20 protein-coding genes are annotated in these 17,889 nt (G+C 71.3%); 5 read left to right on the top strand and 15 right to left on the bottom strand.

Annotated features, from left to right (window positions below; translation table 11 throughout):
- Window positions 1–99 precede the first annotated feature (99 nt).
- Window positions 100–939 (top strand): alpha/beta fold hydrolase, encoded by an 840-nt coding sequence (locus ACWDUM_RS18925; protein ID WP_450135111.1) that lies wholly within the window; start codon window positions 100–102, stop codon window positions 937–939.
- Here ACWDUM_RS18925 and hisF read toward each other — a convergent pair.
- The 11 genes from hisF to ACWDUM_RS18870 form a co-directional block, all read right to left on the bottom strand.
- A complete protein-coding gene (hisF, locus tag ACWDUM_RS18920) occupies window positions 926–1,699 on the bottom strand; it encodes an imidazole glycerol phosphate synthase subunit HisF (RefSeq protein WP_450114813.1) in 774 nt (257 codons plus the stop codon). The genes ACWDUM_RS18925 and hisF overlap by 14 nt on opposite strands.
- Complete coding sequence (locus ACWDUM_RS18915; protein WP_450135110.1) at window positions 1,696–2,529, bottom strand: inositol monophosphatase family protein; 834 nt, start codon at window positions 2,527–2,529, stop codon at window positions 1,696–1,698. The genes hisF and ACWDUM_RS18915 overlap by 4 nt, the downstream gene beginning before the upstream one ends.
- Before the next feature lie 9 nt (window positions 2,530–2,538).
- Window positions 2,539–3,273, bottom strand: a complete 735-nt coding sequence (gene priA, locus ACWDUM_RS18910; RefSeq protein ID WP_450135109.1) for a bifunctional 1-(5-phosphoribosyl)-5-((5-phosphoribosylamino)methylideneamino)imidazole-4-carboxamide isomerase/phosphoribosylanthranilate isomerase PriA — start codon at window positions 3,271–3,273, stop codon at window positions 2,539–2,541.
- A gap of 51 nt (window positions 3,274–3,324) precedes the next feature.
- A complete protein-coding gene (locus ACWDUM_RS18905) occupies window positions 3,325–3,552 on the bottom strand; it encodes a hypothetical protein (RefSeq protein WP_450135225.1) in 228 nt (75 codons plus the stop codon).
- Complete coding sequence (hisH, locus tag ACWDUM_RS18900; protein ID WP_450135108.1) at window positions 3,549–4,178, bottom strand: imidazole glycerol phosphate synthase subunit HisH; 630 nt, start codon at window positions 4,176–4,178, stop codon at window positions 3,549–3,551. Before hisH ends, ACWDUM_RS18905 begins: the two co-directional genes overlap by 4 nt.
- Entirely contained in the window at window positions 4,175–5,338 is a 1,164-nt protein-coding gene (locus ACWDUM_RS18895) for an MFS transporter (protein WP_450135216.1), read from the bottom strand. The genes hisH and ACWDUM_RS18895 overlap by 4 nt, the downstream gene beginning before the upstream one ends.
- A 79-nt stretch (window positions 5,339–5,417) precedes the next feature.
- The gene (locus ACWDUM_RS18890) at window positions 5,418–5,573 is read right to left on the bottom strand and encodes a hypothetical protein (RefSeq protein WP_450114809.1); all 156 of its coding nucleotides are present in this window, start codon (window positions 5,571–5,573) and stop codon (window positions 5,418–5,420) included.
- A gap of 11 nt (window positions 5,574–5,584) precedes the next feature.
- Complete coding sequence (gene hisB, locus ACWDUM_RS18885) at window positions 5,585–6,199, bottom strand: imidazoleglycerol-phosphate dehydratase HisB (protein WP_450114808.1); 615 nt, start codon at window positions 6,197–6,199, stop codon at window positions 5,585–5,587.
- Window positions 6,196–7,329 (bottom strand): histidinol-phosphate transaminase, encoded by a 1,134-nt coding sequence (locus ACWDUM_RS18880; RefSeq protein ID WP_450135107.1) that lies wholly within the window; start codon window positions 7,327–7,329, stop codon window positions 6,196–6,198. The genes hisB and ACWDUM_RS18880 overlap by 4 nt, the downstream gene beginning before the upstream one ends.
- Window positions 7,326–8,663 carry a histidinol dehydrogenase gene (gene hisD, locus ACWDUM_RS18875; RefSeq protein ID WP_450135106.1) on the bottom strand — a complete coding sequence of 446 codons (1,338 nt, stop codon included), beginning with the start codon at window positions 8,661–8,663 and terminating at the stop codon, window positions 7,326–7,328. The genes ACWDUM_RS18880 and hisD overlap by 4 nt, the downstream gene beginning before the upstream one ends.
- A 128-nt stretch (window positions 8,664–8,791) precedes the next feature.
- On the bottom strand, window positions 8,792–9,943 hold the full coding sequence (locus ACWDUM_RS18870) for a helix-turn-helix transcriptional regulator (RefSeq protein ID WP_450135105.1): 1,152 nt from the start codon (window positions 9,941–9,943) through the stop codon (window positions 8,792–8,794).
- 93 nt (window positions 9,944–10,036) lie between these two features.
- Between ACWDUM_RS18870 and ACWDUM_RS18865 the strand changes: the two genes are divergently transcribed.
- Complete coding sequence (locus ACWDUM_RS18865) at window positions 10,037–10,690, top strand: hemerythrin domain-containing protein (RefSeq protein ID WP_450135104.1); 654 nt, start codon at window positions 10,037–10,039, stop codon at window positions 10,688–10,690.
- A gap of 61 nt (window positions 10,691–10,751) precedes the next feature.
- Here ACWDUM_RS18865 and ACWDUM_RS18860 read toward each other — a convergent pair whose 3' ends face one another.
- Window positions 10,752–12,059: an MFS transporter gene (locus tag ACWDUM_RS18860; RefSeq protein ID WP_450135103.1), complete on the bottom strand. Its 1,308-nt coding sequence runs from the start codon at window positions 12,057–12,059 to the stop codon at window positions 10,752–10,754.
- 64 nt (window positions 12,060–12,123) lie between these two features.
- Here ACWDUM_RS18860 and ACWDUM_RS18855 point away from each other — a divergent pair, with 64 nt between their 5' ends.
- Window positions 12,124–12,807 carry a FadR/GntR family transcriptional regulator gene (locus tag ACWDUM_RS18855; RefSeq protein ID WP_450135102.1) on the top strand — a complete coding sequence of 228 codons (684 nt, stop codon included), beginning with the start codon at window positions 12,124–12,126 and terminating at the stop codon, window positions 12,805–12,807.
- A gap of 57 nt (window positions 12,808–12,864) precedes the next feature.
- Here ACWDUM_RS18855 and lnt read toward each other — a convergent pair whose 3' ends face one another.
- Together lnt and ACWDUM_RS18845 are read right to left on the bottom strand one after the other, a co-directional pair.
- Window positions 12,865–14,331: an apolipoprotein N-acyltransferase gene (gene lnt / locus ACWDUM_RS18850; protein WP_450135101.1), complete on the bottom strand. Its 1,467-nt coding sequence runs from the start codon at window positions 14,329–14,331 to the stop codon at window positions 12,865–12,867.
- Window positions 14,328–15,272, bottom strand: a complete 945-nt coding sequence (locus ACWDUM_RS18845; protein ID WP_450135100.1) for an alpha/beta hydrolase — start codon at window positions 15,270–15,272, stop codon at window positions 14,328–14,330. Before ACWDUM_RS18845 ends, lnt begins: the two co-directional genes overlap by 4 nt.
- A 418-nt stretch (window positions 15,273–15,690) precedes the next feature.
- Between ACWDUM_RS18845 and ACWDUM_RS18840 the strand changes: the two genes are divergently transcribed.
- On the top strand, window positions 15,691–16,164 hold the full coding sequence (locus ACWDUM_RS18840; RefSeq protein ID WP_450135099.1) for an NfeD family protein: 474 nt from the start codon (window positions 15,691–15,693) through the stop codon (window positions 16,162–16,164).
- Window positions 16,161–16,958 carry a slipin family protein gene (locus ACWDUM_RS18835; RefSeq protein WP_450135098.1) on the top strand — a complete coding sequence of 266 codons (798 nt, stop codon included), beginning with the start codon at window positions 16,161–16,163 and terminating at the stop codon, window positions 16,956–16,958. The genes ACWDUM_RS18840 and ACWDUM_RS18835 overlap by 4 nt, the downstream gene beginning before the upstream one ends.
- Here the strand turns inward: ACWDUM_RS18835 and ACWDUM_RS18830 are convergent.
- Window positions 16,925–17,761: a thioesterase family protein gene (locus ACWDUM_RS18830; RefSeq protein WP_450135097.1), complete on the bottom strand. Its 837-nt coding sequence runs from the start codon at window positions 17,759–17,761 to the stop codon at window positions 16,925–16,927. The two genes, ACWDUM_RS18835 and ACWDUM_RS18830, sit on opposite strands and share 34 nt — an antisense overlap.
- Window positions 17,762–17,889: the final 128 nt, after the last annotated feature.

The following is a 17,889-nucleotide window of genomic DNA, read 5'->3' as shown; positions in this document are numbered from 1 at the left end:
GGGCGTGCACGACCATCGACCGGCCTTGACTCGCTCACCGCCACCGGAGAACACTCGGAAACCGAGGGTTCGGTATCCGAGGCGTCATCGGGAGGGGCCATGACGATCAGCTCCCGGAACATCCCCACCACACTCGGACGGCTGTCCGTCCGCTGCGTCGGCACCGGTCCACCCGCGCTCCTGTGGCACAGTCTGTTCGTCGACTCGGACTCGTGGCACACGGTTGTCGATGCGCTGGCGGTCGACCGCACGCTGATCCTCGTCGACGGGCCGTGCCACGGCGGCAGCGGCGCGGCACCGGCCCGCTTCGACCTCGATGCATGCGCCGGCGCGGCAGTGAGCGTCCTCGAGAACCTGGGAATCACGGACGCCGTCGACTGGGTGGGGAACGCCTGGGGCGGCCACGTGGGGCTGAGGTTCGCAGCGCTCCACCCGGCACGCTGCCGGTCGCTGACAACCATAGGCACCCCGGTCCACGCACTGACACCGACGGAGCGGTGGGTGCGCGTCGTGCCGCTGGTCACCCTCTACCGGTTCGCCGGACCCGCGTCCCCCGTCACCCGTGCACTGGCCAATGCCCTGCTCGGCACCGAGTGCCTCGCCAGGCATCCCGACTCGTCGGCGCGGGTCATGGATGCGTTCCGCCGCGCCGACCGCGCCGCGATGCTGCGGGCGATGCAGTCCGTCATGCTCGATCGCCCGGACCTGACCGACACCCTGCCCGGGGTCGAGGTCCCGACGGTGATGATCGCCGCGGCCGACGACCCGATGTGGAGGCCGGCCCAGGCCGAGTCGTCCGCCGCGATCATGCCGTCCGCGCGCAGCGTGACAGTGGGCGGCGGCGGTCACATCGCCCCACTGATCGCCGATCCCGATTCGGTGGTCGCGTCCGTGACAGCACTCTGGGGCGACCCGCGAGGCTACGTCAGCGGACGGTGATCCCGTCGGCTCGCATGGACGCCTTCACGTCCCCGATGGTCATGTCCCCGAAGTGGAAGACGCTGGCGGCGAGGACCGCGTCGGCTCCCGCCTGCACGGCCGGCGCGAAGTGCTCGACGGCACCGGCGCCACCGCTGGCGATCACCGGCACGTGCACCGCCGCGCGGACCGCGCGGATCATCGGCAGGTCGAATCCGGCCTTGGTGCCGTCGGCGTCCATCGAGTTCAGCAGGATCTCCCCGACCCCGAGCTCGGCGCCGCGCTGCGCCCACTCGATCGCGTCGATTCCGGTGCCACGCTTGCCGCCGTGGGTGGTGACCTCCCAGCCGGACGGCGTCGGCTGCTGTCCCTCCGGGACGGTGCGCGCGTCGACGGACAGCACGATGCACTGGGCGCCGAACCGGTGGCTGAGCTCGCGCAGCAGTTCCGGCCGGGCGATCGCGGCGGTGTTGACGCTGACCTTGTCGGCGCCGGCGCGCAGCAGCCGGTCCACGTCCTCCTCGGTGCGGACCCCGCCACCGACGGTGAGCGGGATGAACACCTGCTCGGCGGTGCGGGTGACGACGTCGATCATCGTGCCGCGGTCGGAGGTGGATGCGGTCACGTCCAGGAAGGTCAGCTCGTCGGCGCCCTGCGCGTCGTAGAGCGCCGCCAGCTCGACCGGGTCGCCGGCGTCGCGCAGGTTCTCGAAGTTGACGCCCTTGACCACCCGGCCCGCGTCGACGTCCAGACACGGGATGACCCGTACCGCCACACTCATGTCGTTCCTTCCCGACTTGCGCCGTCCCGGTAGTCCCCCGGATCTCCCAGGGGGACGAGAATGTTCAAGATCTGTTCGTGCACTCCCGGCGCCGCCGCGAGCAGCGACCGCGACCCGAGATGCCACGGCTCCCCGGCGAGGTCGGTGACGACGCCACCCGCCGCCCGCACCAGCGCCACCCCGGGAGCGTTGTCCCACGGATGGTGGCCGTAGACCACCGCGGCGCCGAGCACCCCGGCCGCGGTGAACGCGAGGTCCGCGCCGGTGGACCCGTGCATGCGCAGCCGCCGGCACACCCGGCTGACCTGGGCCAGGGCCCGAACCCGGTACTCGCCGGGGATCGGACCGCGGCCGTCGAGGTTGAACGCACCGAAGCCGACCATCGTTTCCGTCAGGTCCCGCGGGGTCAGCCGCGGCAGTTGCTCACCGTTGCACAGCAGGGGACCGTCCACGACGGCCGCGTAGCGCCGGTTCATCATCGGCAACCACGTCAGCCCGAGGATCGGCTGACCGTCCCTGAGCAGCGCGAGCAGGATGCCCGCATTCGGCAGTCCGGCAGAGTAGTTCAGGGTGCCGTCGACGGGGTCGAGCACCCACACCAGTCCGGTGTCGAGATCGGGACCGCCGAACTCCTCGCCGTGCACCGGGATCCCGGTGCGGTCGACGAGTTCGGCGGACAGTCTCCGCTCCAGTTCGAGGTCGACCGCGGTCGCGAAGTCCCGCGGCCCCTTCGCGACGGCGCTTGGCGCGCCGACGCCGGCGAGGAACCTGTCGACGACCCCGTCGAGCACTCCCCCGGCAACCGTGAGCAACTCGTGTGGGTCGGTCATACGGCGAGACTATCCGGATACCGCGGCGAGAGCCTCGGGCAGCGTGAATCGGCCTGCGTACAGCGCCTTTCCGATGATCGCACCCTCGACACCGAGCTCGGTCAGGCCGGCGATCGCGACGACGTCGTCCAGCGCGGAGATGCCGCCGGACGCGACGACGGGGGCGTCGGTGGCGGCGCACACCTCGCGCAGCAGGTCGAGGTTCGGGCCGGTGAGGGTGCCGTCCTTGGAGACGTCGGTGACGACGTAGCGGGCGCAGCCGTCGCGGTCGAGGCGGGCGAGGGTCTCGAACAGGTCGCCGCCCTCGGTGACCCAGCCGCGACCGCGCAGCTGGTACCGGCCGTCGACGTTCCGGACGTCGAGACCGACGGCGATCTTGTCGCCGAAGCGGGCGATGGCGCTCGCGCACCACTCGGGGTTCTCGATGGCCGCGGTGCCGAGGTTGACGCGGGCGCAGCCGGTGGCCAGCGCGGCCTCGAGGGAGGCGTCGTCGCGGATGCCGCCGGACAGCTCGACCTTCACGTCCAGTTCGCCGATGACACCGGCGAGCATGTCGCGGTTCGATCCACGCCCGAACGCGGCGTCCAGGTCCACCAGGTGCACCCATTCGGCACCGGCGTTCTGCCACGCGAGGGCGGCGTCACGGGGGGAACCGTAATTGGTTTCGCTGCCGGCCTCCCCCTGAACGAGGCGAACAGCTTGACCGTCGACGACATCTACCGCAGGCAAAAGGACCAGGCTCACGTGCGTCGACCCTACTGCGTCACACACGCGGACCGTGCCCCGGGTGGGTTGTCACTGCTCGGCGTCGTCGTCGAACGCGCGGCGCGTCATCCGGGTGGACACCACGCCCATTGCCGCGATCGCTCCGGCCACGCCGGCCAGGCCGATGACCAGGCCGACCACCGGACCGGGTTTGAGCACCGCGAGCACGACGGTCACCAGGACCAGGACCGCCGCGGCCGCACCCATGGAGAACAGCGCGAGCTTGCCGAACGACAGGTTCCCGCGCTGCCCGCTCACAGGCTGCGAACCCAGTTCTCGAGGAGCGCGGCGCCGGCGTCACCCGACTTCTCGGGATGGAACTGGGTGGCCGAGAGGGGGCCGTTCTCGACGGCGGCGAGGAACGGGCCGCCGTGCTCGGCCCAGGTCAGTTTCGCTGGCGCGATCAGGGTGTCGTCGGCCAGCTCCCACTTCTGGACACCGTACGAGTGCACGAAGTAGAAGCGGGTGTCGGCGTCGATGCCGGCGAACAGGACGCTGTCGGCGGGGGCCTGCAGGGTGTTCCACCCCATGTGCGGAAGCACGTCGGCCTGGAGCAGTTCGACGGTGCCGGGCCACTCGCCGCAACCGTCCGCCTCGACGCCGTGCTCGACGCCGCGCTCGAACATGATCTGCATGCCGACGCAGATCCCCAGGACGGGTCGGCCGCCGGCGAGCCGCTTGCCGATGATCCGTTCGCCGCGGACCTGCTTGAGGCCCTCCATGCACGCGGCGAACGCACCGACGCCGGGCACGACGAGGCCGTCGGCGGCGAGCGCGACCTCGGGGTCGGAGGTGACGGTCACGTCGGCGCCGACGCGCGCGAGGGCCCGCTGCGCCGAGTGCAGGTTCCCGGAGCCGTAATCGAGGAGGGCGACGGAGGTCATGACGCAACTCTATCGGCCCGGACGGTCGCCTCCCGAATTCCCGGTCCGCCCGGCGACGGATCCGCCGGGGCACCCCGCAGCAGCGCGACCGGGATCACCGCCGCGACCGCAACGGCAGCGACCACGAACACCGCGGGGTACCCGGCGATCCCAGCCACCACGCCGAGCGCCAGCGCGCCGACTCCGGTGCCGGAGTCGTAGCTGATGTTCCAGGCCGCGCTCGCCGCACCGACCCGGCCCGGTCCGGCCGCGGTGAACAGCGACACCAGGGCGTCGTTCTGCACCGCGCCGAAGCCGAGCCCGAACGCGGCCGAGCCGGCGAGCAGCAGCGCGACGGAGCCGTCACCGTGGACCCCACCGACGTACAGCACGCCACCGAGGGCGGCGCAGGCCAACGCGGGCACCATGATCCGCCCGACCCCGATCCGGTCCACCAGGATCCCGGCGCCGTACCGTCCGATCAGCATCGCGCCGCTGACCACCGACAGCGCCACTCCCGCGACGGCGGCCCGGTCGGTGATCGCGATCGGCAGCAGGCTCGACACCCCGCCGTACATCGACGCGACGACCAGCATCGCCAGACACGGCACGAGCAGCATCGACAGCGGCGGCCTGCTCCCCTGCCCGTCCGAGCGGGTGGGCCGGACGGACGGCAGCGCCGCCACGGCGAGCACCGCGAGCGAGGGCACCAGGGCGCCGAGAACGAACACCAGGTTCGCGTGCCCACGGTCGAACAGTGCGAGGCCGACGGGGAGCGCGATCATCTGCCCGACCGCGATCGCGATGCCCTGGGCGCCGGTCGCCCGACCGAGCTGGGCGCGTGGCACCAACTCGGCGACCAGGGCACTGCCCGCCACGCTGACCAGGCCGAAACCGATTCCCCGGATCGCGGAGGTGGTCAGGGCGGGAACCGCGGCGGTGGACCACAGCAGCGCCAGCGCCGGCACCCCGAGCAGCAGGCTGCCCAGCGCCAGCACCTGACGGTAGCCGCGGGCGTGCAGCAGGCGCGGGGTGCCGAGCTGGGTGAGGACCGTCGCCGCCATGAAGATCGCGGTACTGGCGCCGGCGAGGGCGTCGGATCCCCCGGACCGGGAGATCGCCAGCGGGACGACGGGCAGCAGAAGAGACCACCCGCCGAATGCCGTGAAGCCCATCAGCATGGCCACCGGCACCCCGCGATTGCGGAGCAATGAAGGCGTCCGAGTGCGGAGCAGTGATGTCACAGAGTCGTTTTCGGTCCTAGATCAACCGGAGGATGCCGCCGGCCGCCGCGAGGATCGCGAGTGCCACCAGCACCCCGGCACCGAGCTTGTTGTCGTTCTTCCACATCGAGTACGCGCCGCCGATCGCGAAACCCGCGATCAGGAACAGGGCGTAGATCAGGATTGTGCTCATGATCCCCCGGCCTACAGCGCGCCCTTGGTGGACGGCACCCCGGTCACCCGCGGGTCGGGTTCGACGGCCTCACGCAGTGCACGGGCGACGGCCTTGAACTCGCCCTCGGTGATGTGGTGCTGGTCGCGGCCGTAGAGCACCCGCACGTGCAGCGCGATCCGCGCGTTCGACGCGATCGACTCGAAGACGTGCCGGTTGATCACCGTCGCGTACGGGACACCCGGGTACCCGCCGATCACCGTGTGCAGCATGTGTTCCGGCTCGCCGGTGTGCACACAGTAGGGCCGTCCGGAGACGTCCACGGAGGCGTGCACGAGGGACTCGTCCATCGGGATGAACGCGTCACCGAAGCGGCGGATGCCCCTCTTGTCGCCGAGCGCCTGTCCGAGGGCCTGACCCAGCACGATCGAGGTGTCCTCGACCGTGTGGTGGGCCTCGATCTCGATGTCGCCCTCCGCCTTGACCGTCAGGTCGAAGCTGGCGTGCGCGCCGAGGGCGGTGAGCATGTGGTCGAAGAACGGCACTCCCGTGGAGATGTCGACGATGCCGGTGCCGTCGAGGTTCAGTTCGACGGAGATCGAGGACTCCTTGGTGGTCCGCTCGATCTTGGCGATGCGGTCGGTCATCGATTCTCTCCCCGGTTGAGTTCGGTGGCGGCGATCTCGTCGCTGGCGGCGATGAAGGCGTCGTTCTCGGAGGCGAGTCCGACGGTGGTGCGCAGGTATCCGGGGATGCCGACGTCGCGGATCAGCACCCCGCGGTCCAGGTACGCCTGCCAGGCGCGGGCACTGTCGGCGAACTCACCGAACAGGATGAAGTTGGCGTCCGACGGGATGACATGGAACCCGGTGTCCGCCAGCGCCTTCGACACCCGCACCCGCTCGGCGGCGAGGGCGTGCACGCTGCCGAGCGTCTCGTCGGCGTGCCGCAGTGCGGCCCGGGCGGCGGCCTGCGTGACCACCGACAGGTGGTACGGCAGCCGCACCAGCAGCAGCGCATCGACGAACGCCGGTGCCGCGGCGAGGTATCCGAGCCGGCCGCCGGCGAACGCGAACGCCTTGCTCATGGTCCGCGAGACGACGAGCTTGGTCGGGTAGTCGTCGATCAGGGTCAGCGCGCTCGGCTCCTCGGAGAACTCGGCGTACGCCTCGTCGACGATCACGATGCCCGGTGCGGCGTCGAGCAGCAGGCGCAGCGACTCGATCGGGATGCTGTGCCCGGTCGGGTTGTTGGGGCTGGTGACGAACACGACGTCGGGCCGCTGCTCGGCGATCGCGGCGACGGCCGCTTCGACGTCGAGGGCGAAGTCGGCGCCGCGCATCACCGGCAGCCACGTTGTGTCGGTGCCGTCGGCGATGATCGGGTGCATCGAGTACGACGGGACGAAACCCATTGCGCTGCGGCCCGGTCCGGCGAACGCCTGCAGCAGTTGCTGCAGGATCTCGTTGGATCCGTTGGCCGCCCACACGTTGTCGACGGTGACCGGAACCCCGGTCTGGCGCGTCAGGTAGGCGGCCAGGTCGGTCCGAAGCGCGACCGCGTCGCGGTCCGGGTAGCGGTGCAGCTCCCGGGCCGCCTCACGGACCGACTCGGCGACGTCGTCGACGAGTGCCTGCGTCGGCGGGTGCGGGTTCTCGTTGGTGTTGAGCTGCACTGGCACGGTCAGCTGCGGGGCGCCGTAGGCCGACTTGCCGCGCAGGTTCTCCCGCAGCGGCAGGTCGTCGACCCTCACCGCCGCGCCGGGCACGGCGCTCACCGGAGCGACTCGAATCGCAGCCGCACGGCCTCGCCGTGGGCGGGCAGGTCCTCGGCGTTGGCGAGGTTGATCACGTGCTGCGCCACGTCCTTGAGGGCCGACTCCGAGTAGTCGACGACGTGGATGCCGCGCAGGAAGGTCTGCACGCTCAGACCGGACGAGTGGCGCGCGCAGCCGGCGGTCGGGAGCACGTGGTTCGAGCCGGCGCAGTAGTCGCCGAGGCTGACCGGTGCCCACGGTCCGACGAAGATCGCGCCGGCGCTGCGGACCCGGGCGGCGACGGCGGTGGCGTCCTCGGTCTGGATCTCGAGGTGCTCGGCGGCGTACGCGTTGACCACCCGCAGCCCATCGTCGATGGAGTCGACCAGCACGATCCCGGACTGGCTGCCCGCCAGCGCGGTCACGACCCGCTCGCGGTGCTTGGTCAGCTCCAGCTGCGCGGTCAGTGCGTCGTCGACGGCGTCGGCCAGCTCGGTCGAGGTGGTGACCAGGACGGACGCGGCCATCACGTCGTGCTCGGCCTGACTGATCAGGTCGGCGGCCACGTGCACCGGATCGGCGGTGCCGTCGGCGAGGATCGCGATCTCCGTCGGGCCCGCCTCGGCGTCGATGCCGACGAGGCCGCGGCAGAGCCGCTTGGCGGCGGTGACGAAGATGTTGCCGGGGCCGGTGATCAGGTCGACGGGGGCGAGTTCGCTCGCATCCGTGTCGGTGCCGCCGTAGGTGAGCAGGGCGACCGCCTGCGCGCCGCCCACGGCCCACACCTCTTCCACGCCGAGCAGCTCGGCGGCGGCGAGGATGGTCGGGTGCGGCAGCCCGCCGAACGCGGCCTGCGGCGGCGAGGCCACGACGAGCGACTCGACGCCGGCGGCCTGCGCGGGGACGACGTTCATCACGACCGACGACGGGTAGACCGCGTTGCCGCCGGGCACGTACAGACCGACCCGCTCGACCGGCACCCAGCGTTCGGTGACGGTGCCGCCGGGCACGACCTCGGTGGTGGTGTCGGTGCGGCGCTGGTCGGCGTGCACCTTACGGGTGCGTTCGATCGCGACCTCGAGCGCGGCCCGCACGTCGGCGTCCAGTTCCGCGAGTGCGCGAGTCAGCTCGGCGCGCGGCACCCGGACCTGCGCGGGGCGGATCCCGTCGAACTTCTCCCCGAATTCGAGCGCGGCCTCGGCACCACGATCGCGGACGGCCTCGACCACGGGACGCACCTGATGCAGCACCGCGTCCACGTCCGTTCCGCCGCGGGGCAGGGCCGACCGGAGTTCGGCGACGGACGGGGTTCGTCCGCGCAGGTCGACGCGGGCGAGCTCGGTGCGGGCAGGCATGAGGGTCCCTTCACAAGAGGAAGTGTGTGCAGTCGATTATCCAGGATAGGCGCTACCGGTTTTCGCCCACCGTCGACGCCGCGTGCACCCGGCAAAGCCGCGGCCCGGCACTTCGGGATCAGCGAGAGCTACGTCACCACCGGCGAGCCGTCCCGGCGCCGATCGTTCTCCGCCACGAACCAGCCGTCCGGGCCCACCGGAGCGCCCAGCCGCGGCCGGTACTCGGTGTACACCAGCCGCGCGACCAGGCTCAGACAACTGTTCACCCCGGTCTTCGCGAAGATGCTCTTGAGGTGGTCCTGCACGGTGTACGGGCTGATGTGCAGCCGCCGCCCGATCTGGTCCCGCGTCCGGCCCGCGAACACCTGCGCGAGCACCTCCGCCTCCCGAGTGGTCAGGCCGTACGCGGCCACCACCAGCGAGACGATCTCCGGCAACTGGGCACGTTCGAACGTCAACACGACGCGGCCGCTCGCACACCGATCGAGTCGCCCGACCCGGATCACGACCCACTCGCCGTCGATGGTGCGGGTGCGCAGCGTGATGGAGTCCGAGTGCAACGTGCGCTGCCTGATCGCGGCCACCACGACGGGCGCCATCCGGTCGAGTCCGTCGGGCGGACCCCAGTCGAGGCGTGCGAAGAAGTCCCGCGCCGCCGGGGTCACCAGTTCGAACTCGTTGTCCGCTCCCACGAGCACCATCGCCGGTCCACCGTCGACCGCGGCACACACATGCGGGGCCTGCCGCAGCAGGGTCGCGCGCATGCCGTCACCGACATCGCGCAGCACGCCCGCGAGCACGTCGACCTCGTCGCCCGTGAAGCCCGAACCCCGCCCGCGGATCAGATCGCCGACCCCCCAACACAACCCGTCCCGCCCGCGGAAGACCATGCGGATGTGGTCTCGCAATCCGAGCGGCTGGAGGAGCTCTCGATAGGTCCGGCTCTCGCGGACACGGCCGCCGGTCGCCTCCCCGATCGTCCTGATCCCCCGCCGCCCGCGCAGCAACGACACGTAACTGTTCTCCGGCGGAGTGGTGTCGTACTCCAGTGCAAAGGCGAGTTCGCAGGCACGGGTCTGGTCGGTGAAGCCGATCGTGGTCGCCGCGGTCGGGACGACGATCGCCGGGTCGACCGGGGCAAGGACGGAGCAGTCGGACGGGACGACCGCGAGGATTGCTTCGAGGGCCGCACCGCGGAAGTCGACAGCGTCCGTGGCGGTCGACGCCGCATCGTGGATCGCGGCCTGCAACCGGGCGCCGGCTCGCGACGCTGAGGTCATGATCCGATCCTCCCCCCTCGAATGTGGGATTGGAACCCCGTGCGGCCGTTCGACACTCGAACCGGGGAGAGTTCGACGAGCCGAGGTAACGCCATGACGACCACCAAGTCCACGAGGATGTCCGACGCCGACATCGAGATCATGGGAATCCTGCACGATGCGTTCCGCCGCGACGCCGCGCGCCTGGCGCGGGCCGCACAGCGGGGGGATCCCGAGGATCCCAGCGCTCACGACGCCCTGCTCACCGGATGGCACGGCTTCGCCCGCGAGTTGCACCACCACCACACCGTCGAGGACACCTACATCTGGCCGCTGATGCGGCGCAAGCTCACAGAACGCCCCGAAGACGTCGCGGTGCTCGACGCGATGGAGGCCGAGCATGCGCTCGTCGATCCGGCGCTCGCCGCCGTGGAGTCGGCATTCGCCGATCCCGACCACGGTCACGACCGGCTGGCCGACCGGGTCGACGACCTGGTCTCCATCCTGCACTCGCATCTCGTCCACGAGGAGCGCGAGGCGGTGCCGTTGATCCGGGAGACGGTCACCGCCGAGGAATTTCGTGCCGTCTCGAAGCACGCCATCCACGACCTGACGTACCGGGAACTCGCCGACGCCGCGCCGTACCTGACGGAGGGTGCTCCGGAGCACCGGGTCCGCATCGTGGTCGGCGTGCTCCCGCCTCCCCTGCGGCTGGTCTACCGGTACCGCTGGAATCCGCGGTACCGGCGGGTGCGGCGCTGGGAGTGACGCCGCCGCACGGCCGGCCGGCACGCCGAGACAGCGGCAGCATCCGGTGTGCGGCCGGCCGCTACCGGTCGCCGGTTCGGTCCCGCGCGGCACGCCCGCCGCTTCGACCGCCTGCGACGAGTGTGCCCGCGCACAGCACCACGCCGATCACCGCGAGGCCGATCACCGCGGTGCGCATTCCCCACGCCGTGATCGCGACGCCTGCGCAGATGGCGGGGACGGCCAACCCCACGTAGCTGACCGCGAAGAAGGCACCGATCACAGCGCCCTGCGAGCCCGGGGCGTGTTCGAGGGCCGCGGCGTTGACGCTGCGCAGACCACCGGCGAACGCCAGGCCGTGTCCGACGCCGACGACCGCGGTCACCGCGAACAGCAACGCCAAGGACGGTGTGAGGTCGACGACCAGCAGCCCGACCATGCCGACGGCGAGCGTCACCAGCCCGAGCCGTTCCGCCCGGCGCCCGGCCAGCCGCCCGGACACTGCCTGGGTGGCGACGGAGACCAGCGTCACCAGGGACGCTGCGAACGCTCCGACGACGAGGTTCTGCACACCGAGGAGTCCGGACATCCAGGACGGGACGACCGACTGGAACAGTCCGACCGCACCCCATGCCAACGCGACCGCGATCGTCGAGATCCAGAACGTGCGCCGGATGGTGATCGGCACCGCGGGCAGGCGCAGGAGCCGGGCACCGCGGTCGCGGTCACCGCGGGGCAGCAGGCAGAGGGCGATCACCGCGGGCACCAGGCCGACCAGGAACAGCACGTAAGGAGTGCGCAGTGGATCGGGGAGGTACTGCGCGACGACACCCCCGATCAGGGGGCCGAGCGCGGCACCGAGTGCACCGCCCAGCGAGGACGCGAGGGCTGCGCGGCTGTGGTTGCCGTCGGGTTCGTGCTCGACGAGGGCGGCCGTCCCCGCCGCGGACACCGTCCCGACCGCGACACCCTGCGCGATACGGCCGAGAAACAGCCACGCGGTGTTGTCCGCGAACGCCAGGGTGGCCGCTCCGACCACCCCCGCGCCGACCGCGACGGTGAGGACGGCGCGGCGTCCCAGCGCATCCGACAACGGTCCGAACAGCAACAGCGCGGGGATCAGTCCGGCGACGTAGACCGCGAAGATCGCGGTCTGCACGGCCGCACTGAAACCGAACTCGGTGCGGTAGAGGCCGTAGAGGGCGCTGGGCATGTTGGCGCCGATCACCACGATCACCAGGACGTAGAACACCCCATGGAAGTGCCTTCCTCGCCAGCGGACCGGCGGTGCGGCGCCAGCGGGTCCGGTGGAGGCAGCGCGGCCGGTGGAGGCAGCGGGGCCGGTGGAGGCGGCGGCGTCGGACAGCACATCGGAGGACGTGGGAATCACCTCGGGACAATAGGTAGGACGTCCGACGTAGGATATCCGATGAGCCGCGTGACAGGATGGTCGCGTGTCAGTAGTGCAGCGGGGAACCGCCTACCAGCAGTCACTCGCCTGGCTCCGAGAACGGATCGAAGGTGGCGAGTGGGTCGTCGGAGCCCGGATACCGACCGAGCCCGAACTGATGGCCACGCTCGGCGTCGGCCGCAACACCGTGCGTGAGGCGATCAAGACGCTCACATCCACCGGGATTCTCGAGATCCGTCGCGGATCCGGAACCTTCGTGCGGGCCCGCACCGACATCGGCGGACTGCTCGGCCGCGTCGTCGACGTCACCGAGTTGCTGCACGTGCACGAGGTGCGACGCGCACTCGAACTCGAGGCCATCACGCTGGCGTGCGAACGCCGCACCGAGGACGACCTCACACGGCTGCGCACCGCACTCGACGGGAGGGACGCCGCCGACGGCGACGAGGCCGTGTTCGCCTCCCACGACCTCGACTTCCACCTCGCGATCGTCGCGGCGGCGCACAACCCGGTGCTGGTGGACCTGATCGGCGCGCTTCTGGAACCGATGCGCGCCACCTACTCGTACACCGAGGGCGTGCACGGTCACGACCTGTCCACCGCCGACCACCGGGCCGCGGTCGCCGCCGTCGAGGCCCGCGACCCGGCCGCCGCGACCGCCGCCGCCCGCAGCTACCTGGACCTGACCCTCACCGCGGTCCGCATCCGCGCCGGCGAGGGACGCTGAGCGGAGAACGTCTCGACCACGCCCCGACGAGTTGCAGCGTCGCGGCGCAGGCGACCTTCACCCGCGACTGCGCCGGACCCGCCGCACCACCGTCCCGCCGGCGATCGCGATCACGGCCACCGCGCACACCGCGGGCAGCCAGTCGCCGAAACGTACGTACGGCGTCCGCCCCGAGGACGGCTCGAGGTCCACGACCAGCGACCCGGCGCCCGCAGCGGGCAGCCAGGCGAGGATCCGCCCGCGCGCGTCGAACGCCGCCGACACCCCGGTCAGCGCCGCGACCGCGACGGGGCGGCCGGTCTCCGCGGCGCGAACCGCCCCGACGCTCGTCAACTGCGCCGGACCCGAACTGCCCTGGAACGTGGACGTCGAGGTCTGGTAGACGAGAAGCGCCGCACCGCCCTTCGCCTGCTGTCGCGCCAGGTCCGGGAAGGTCAGCTCGAACGAGATGAGCGGCCCGATCCGTGTCCCGCCGGTGTCCATGACCACCAGCTCGTGGCCCGGCACCCGGTTCTGCGCAGCCGCGGCGGTGATGCGGCTCAGCCAGCCGAGCCGATCCCGGAACGGGATGTACTCACCGAACGGCACGAGACGCGTCTTGCGGTAGGTCGCGACCACCCCGGTGCCGTCGATCAGGGTGGCGGTCTTGGCGATCGCGTCGGTGCCGACGACGTGGGCGTCGACGTTGACGAGCAGGTCGGCGCCCACCTCGCGGGACAGTGCGGTCAGCCGGGCGAGCACCTCGGGCCGCTCCCCCGGGTCGACGTCGACGCTGCTCTCCCCCCACACCACCAGATCTGCCCCGGGTGCGGCGGCGCGGGTCAGCTCCTCCTGTCGAATCATGTTGTCGGCCAGTCCTGTTTCGACCTGGATCAGCGCGACCCGCAGTCGCCCGGCCGTCGCCGGCTCCGGTCCGAGGGAGTACCAGGCCGGCCCGGCCGCGAGCGCGAGCACCACCGCGGCGCCGCCCACCGCCCGCCCGGACACACCCGGCGACGCGACCGCGACGACGATCCCGGTGTTCACCGCGACCACCGCGAACCCCACCAGCCACACCCCGCCGACCGCGGCGAGCCCCAGGACCGCGGGGTGACGCCACTGCGTCGCACCGAACAGCGCCCACGGCCCGCCCAGCCACTGCCAGGACCGGACCGCCTCGATCAGCACCCATCCCGCGGGCACCCCGATCACCGCCGCCACGGCACGGCGTGCGGTGAGAACGCCGCGCAGCAGGGTCCACGCGAGCACGCCCCAGGCGGACCACAGCAGCGCGAGTGCCGCGACGCCGAGTGGAAAGAAGAAGACCAGATTGGGCGCCACCCAGTACTGGGTGGCGGCGACCAGGCCCACCCCCACGCACCAGCCGCGCACCGCCGCGTCCCCACCGGAGCGGGATCCGCGCAACACCAGCAGCGCCGGCACCAGGGCGACCCATGCGAGAAGAGCCAGATTCGGGCCGGGAAACGCGAGGGCAGGCAGGGCTCCGGCGAGCAGCGCGCCGCCGCGCGCCGGCCATCGGCTCACCCCGTCGCGGAGGTCCGTACCGGCGCTCGGGTGGTGTCTCGGACGAACTCGCCGATGCGGACCACCGCACGGGCCGCTTCGGGCAGGATGTCGGCGGCCGCCTGGAAGACGTGCACCTGCCGGTCCCACACCTCGAAGGTCACGGGCACGCCCGCGGCACCGAGACGCTGCGCCATCAGTTCTGCATCCGGGTACAGCATCTCCGTCGACCCGACCTGGATGAGGACCGGTGGCAGTCCAGCGAGCGCGCCGTCGACGGGCGAGACGGTCGGAGTCGCGCCGTCGGCGCGTCCCGCGATGTCCGCGAGGGTGACGAGCACCGAACGGGGAATGAGCGGACACGCATTGCCCTCGGGTCGAGCGAGCTTGGTCGACGGGTCGAGGTCGGTCAGCGGCGACAGCGCGACCAGGGCGGCCGGTTGCCGAAGTCCGAGTTCCGGGAGTGCCAGTGCCGTCGCGAAGGTCAGGAACCCGCCGGCCGAGTCGCCGGCTACGACGATCCGCTCCGGTGGATACCCCTTCTCGAGCAGCCACCGGTACCCCGAGACGCAGTCGGCGATCGAATCCGCGATCGGATGCCGCGGCAGCATCCGATATCCGACGGCGAGGACGGACGCCCCCGCAGCCGCGGCGATCCGCAGCGACAGCACCCGGTGGGTGTTCAGTCCGCAGGTCAGGAACCCGCCGCCGTGCAGGTAGAGGATCGCGACACCGCCGCCGTCACCGTCGTGGTGGCGCGGCCACCATTCGGCGTCGCACTCGTCGAGGTGGACACGATGCCGGCTCACCCCACGCACCGGCTGCAGGTACCGGACGGACTGGTCGAGTAGCCCCGCCGGCCACAACGGGCTCGGGTACCGACCCCAGACGTTGAGGACTGGTTTGACACCGAGCCGGACGGCATGGGCGAGGATCTGCGATCGGACGCTGGCACCCGGCACGAAGCACGGTTCGACGGTGACGGCGACGACGGAAGTCGCCGCCCGGCGCCAGCGGACCTGCCCGCGACGTGGGGATTGTCCTGGGGAGGATTGAATTGATGACGGTTGCGTTGTCATCGTGAGCTCCTGGCGAGCACGAACGAACTGAGCACTTGACTACTACGACCCGACCGCGCTGCCTGAGTTCACGGGCAGCTGATTCATGGTACGTGACCTGCGACACATTTACGAGCCCGTAACACGAGGAAACCGAATCAGACCGTGCGGCGGGCCGGCGGGGACGATCGGTGGCACACGTGGTGGCCGGTCGTCGCGGACGGGATTACCGTGGAAGTCGAGGGCCGGGCGCGAAGTGGCTACGCGAGGCGCCCACCCTCCCGGCGTGCTGTGCCGCCGGTGCGCGAGTGTGGGAGCCGTGATGGCCACGATCGGCGTGGTGGCCGTGGTACTGGGCCTGGTGATGATCCTGGTCGAGGCGCACGCGCCCACGGCCGGAGTGCTCTCGGGACTGTCTGCCCTGCTGATCGGCGGCGGCGTCGCGTTGCTCTTCCTCGCCGGCGGGGTCGCGCAGGTCGTCGCGGTCCCGGTCGCGATCGGGCTCACCGGAATCGGGCTGGTCGGCGCCGCGACACTGGGACGGACGATGGTCGCGACCCGCAGGACCCCGGTTCACAGCGGCCCCCAGGCGCTGGTCGGCCGGGAGGCGACCGTGAGCAACTGGGACGGCGCGACGGGTCAGGTCCGCGCCGACGGCGGGCTCTGGATGGCGAAGATCGAGTTCGGCTACCCCCAGACGCCCCGCCCCGAGGCGGGGGAATCCGTCGTCGTCGAGTCGGTGCACGGGCTCACGCTGAACGTGCGCCGCCGCGAATCCTGGGAGGAACTCCCATGACCGTGCTGCTGATCGTGCTGCTGGTCCTCATGATCTTCGCCCTGATCGTCCCGGGCACCGCGATCCGGGTCCTGCGCGAGTACGAACGCGCGGTGGTCTTCCGGCTCGGCCGGGTACAGGCCGTCAAGGGGCCCGGCCTGGTGTTGCTGATCCCGGTGGTGGACAGGATGGTCCGGGTGGGCCTGCGGACGGTGACCTTGAACATCCCGGTCCAGGAGGTCATCACCCGTGACAACGTGCCCGCGAAGGTCACCGCGGTGGCGTACTTCCGGGTCCTGGACGCCGATCGCGCGGTCGTCGAGGTGGAGAACTTCCTCGCCGCGACCACGCAGATCGCGCAGACGACGCTGCGTTCGGTGCTCGGCAAGGCCGAGCTCGACACCCTGCTCGCGGACCGGGACAGGCTGAACGAGGACCTGCAGAAGGTCATCGACCAGCAGACCGAGCCGTGGGGCGTGAAGGTGACCACCGTCGAGATCAAGGACGTCGAGATCCCCGAACGCATGCAGCGCGCCATCGCCCGGCAGGCGGAGGCCGAGCGGGAGCGGCGCGCGAAGATCATCAACGCCGAGGCCGAGTACCAGGCGTCGGCGAAGCTGGCGGAGGCGGCGGCGGTGATCTCCCGGAACCCGACGACGCTGCAGTTGCGGTACCTCCAGACGCTGCGCGAGGTCGGCGGCGACAGCAAGTCGACGGTGGTCGTGCCGCTGCCGGTCGACCTGATGCGGACGTTTCTGACCCCGGGCGCCGCCGTCGACGGTCAGACGTTCTCGGGCAGCACGAACTCCCCCTGACCGCCGAAGTCGACCTGACGGCGTGCGTTGGCGAGGGCGCTGACGACGCAGGTGCCGATCGGACCGCGACGGTCGTACATGGTCGTGGTGCCGACCGCGACACCATCTGCGCTGATGTGGTCGTCGGCCTCGATCCCCACCTCGACACCCTCGGGCAGTCGGGCGAGCACGAGGGTCATGTCGACGTTGATGTACCCGACGCCCTCGGTACCCCAGTTGGTCATCAGGCTGGTTGGTTCACCGGCCATCGCGGCCCGCACGAACGGCGAGGGGGGCTCACCCGCGACGACCGGCAGGTGCTGGGCCCACATGCGTTTGCGGCTCGCTCCCTGATGTTCGAGCATCGCGGTCGACCAGCCCTCGGGGTGGTCGTCGCTGCCGAAGAACGGCGGGACCAGTTCATCGGTGGGCGGCGCGATGTGCTCCGGCGGCGGCGACGGCCGCAGCGCACGGGTCCACACCTGGCCCGGCGGCTGCTGCGACGGCTGCAGGAACACCGCCGTCGCGCGGACCACCGGCCGGCCGTCCTGGATCAGTTCGGCGTCGGCCACGCGGATCCGGTTGCCGTCGCGGACGGCGGTCGTGCGGGTGGTCAGCGGCGCGGTGCGCGCCGGAGCGAACAGGTCGACGGTGAGCCGGGCCGGCACGAATCCGTCTCCACCGTGGCCCTTTTCGAGGGCACGCGCGATCAGCCCGCACAGGGCGGCGCCGTTGACCATGTCGGGCGACCACCTGCTGACGGCGAAGTGTTGCGCAACGAAGCCGTCGGGGGTCGAACTGAAGAACGCGAGCTGGTCGGTCACGGTCGTCGCCTTTCGAAGAGGATCGCCGTCATGATTCCGGGCCGCCCGGCGGCCCGTCCCCGAAACCGTTAATCCATCGAACGGAATTCTTTGTGAGTTTCGCCATAGCGGTCGGCGACTCTGCCCTA

The organism is Rhodococcus sp. NPDC003322 (assembly GCF_053589555.1).
Note: the sequence above shows the minus strand (reverse complement) of the source record. Positions and strands in the feature narration are given on the sequence as shown.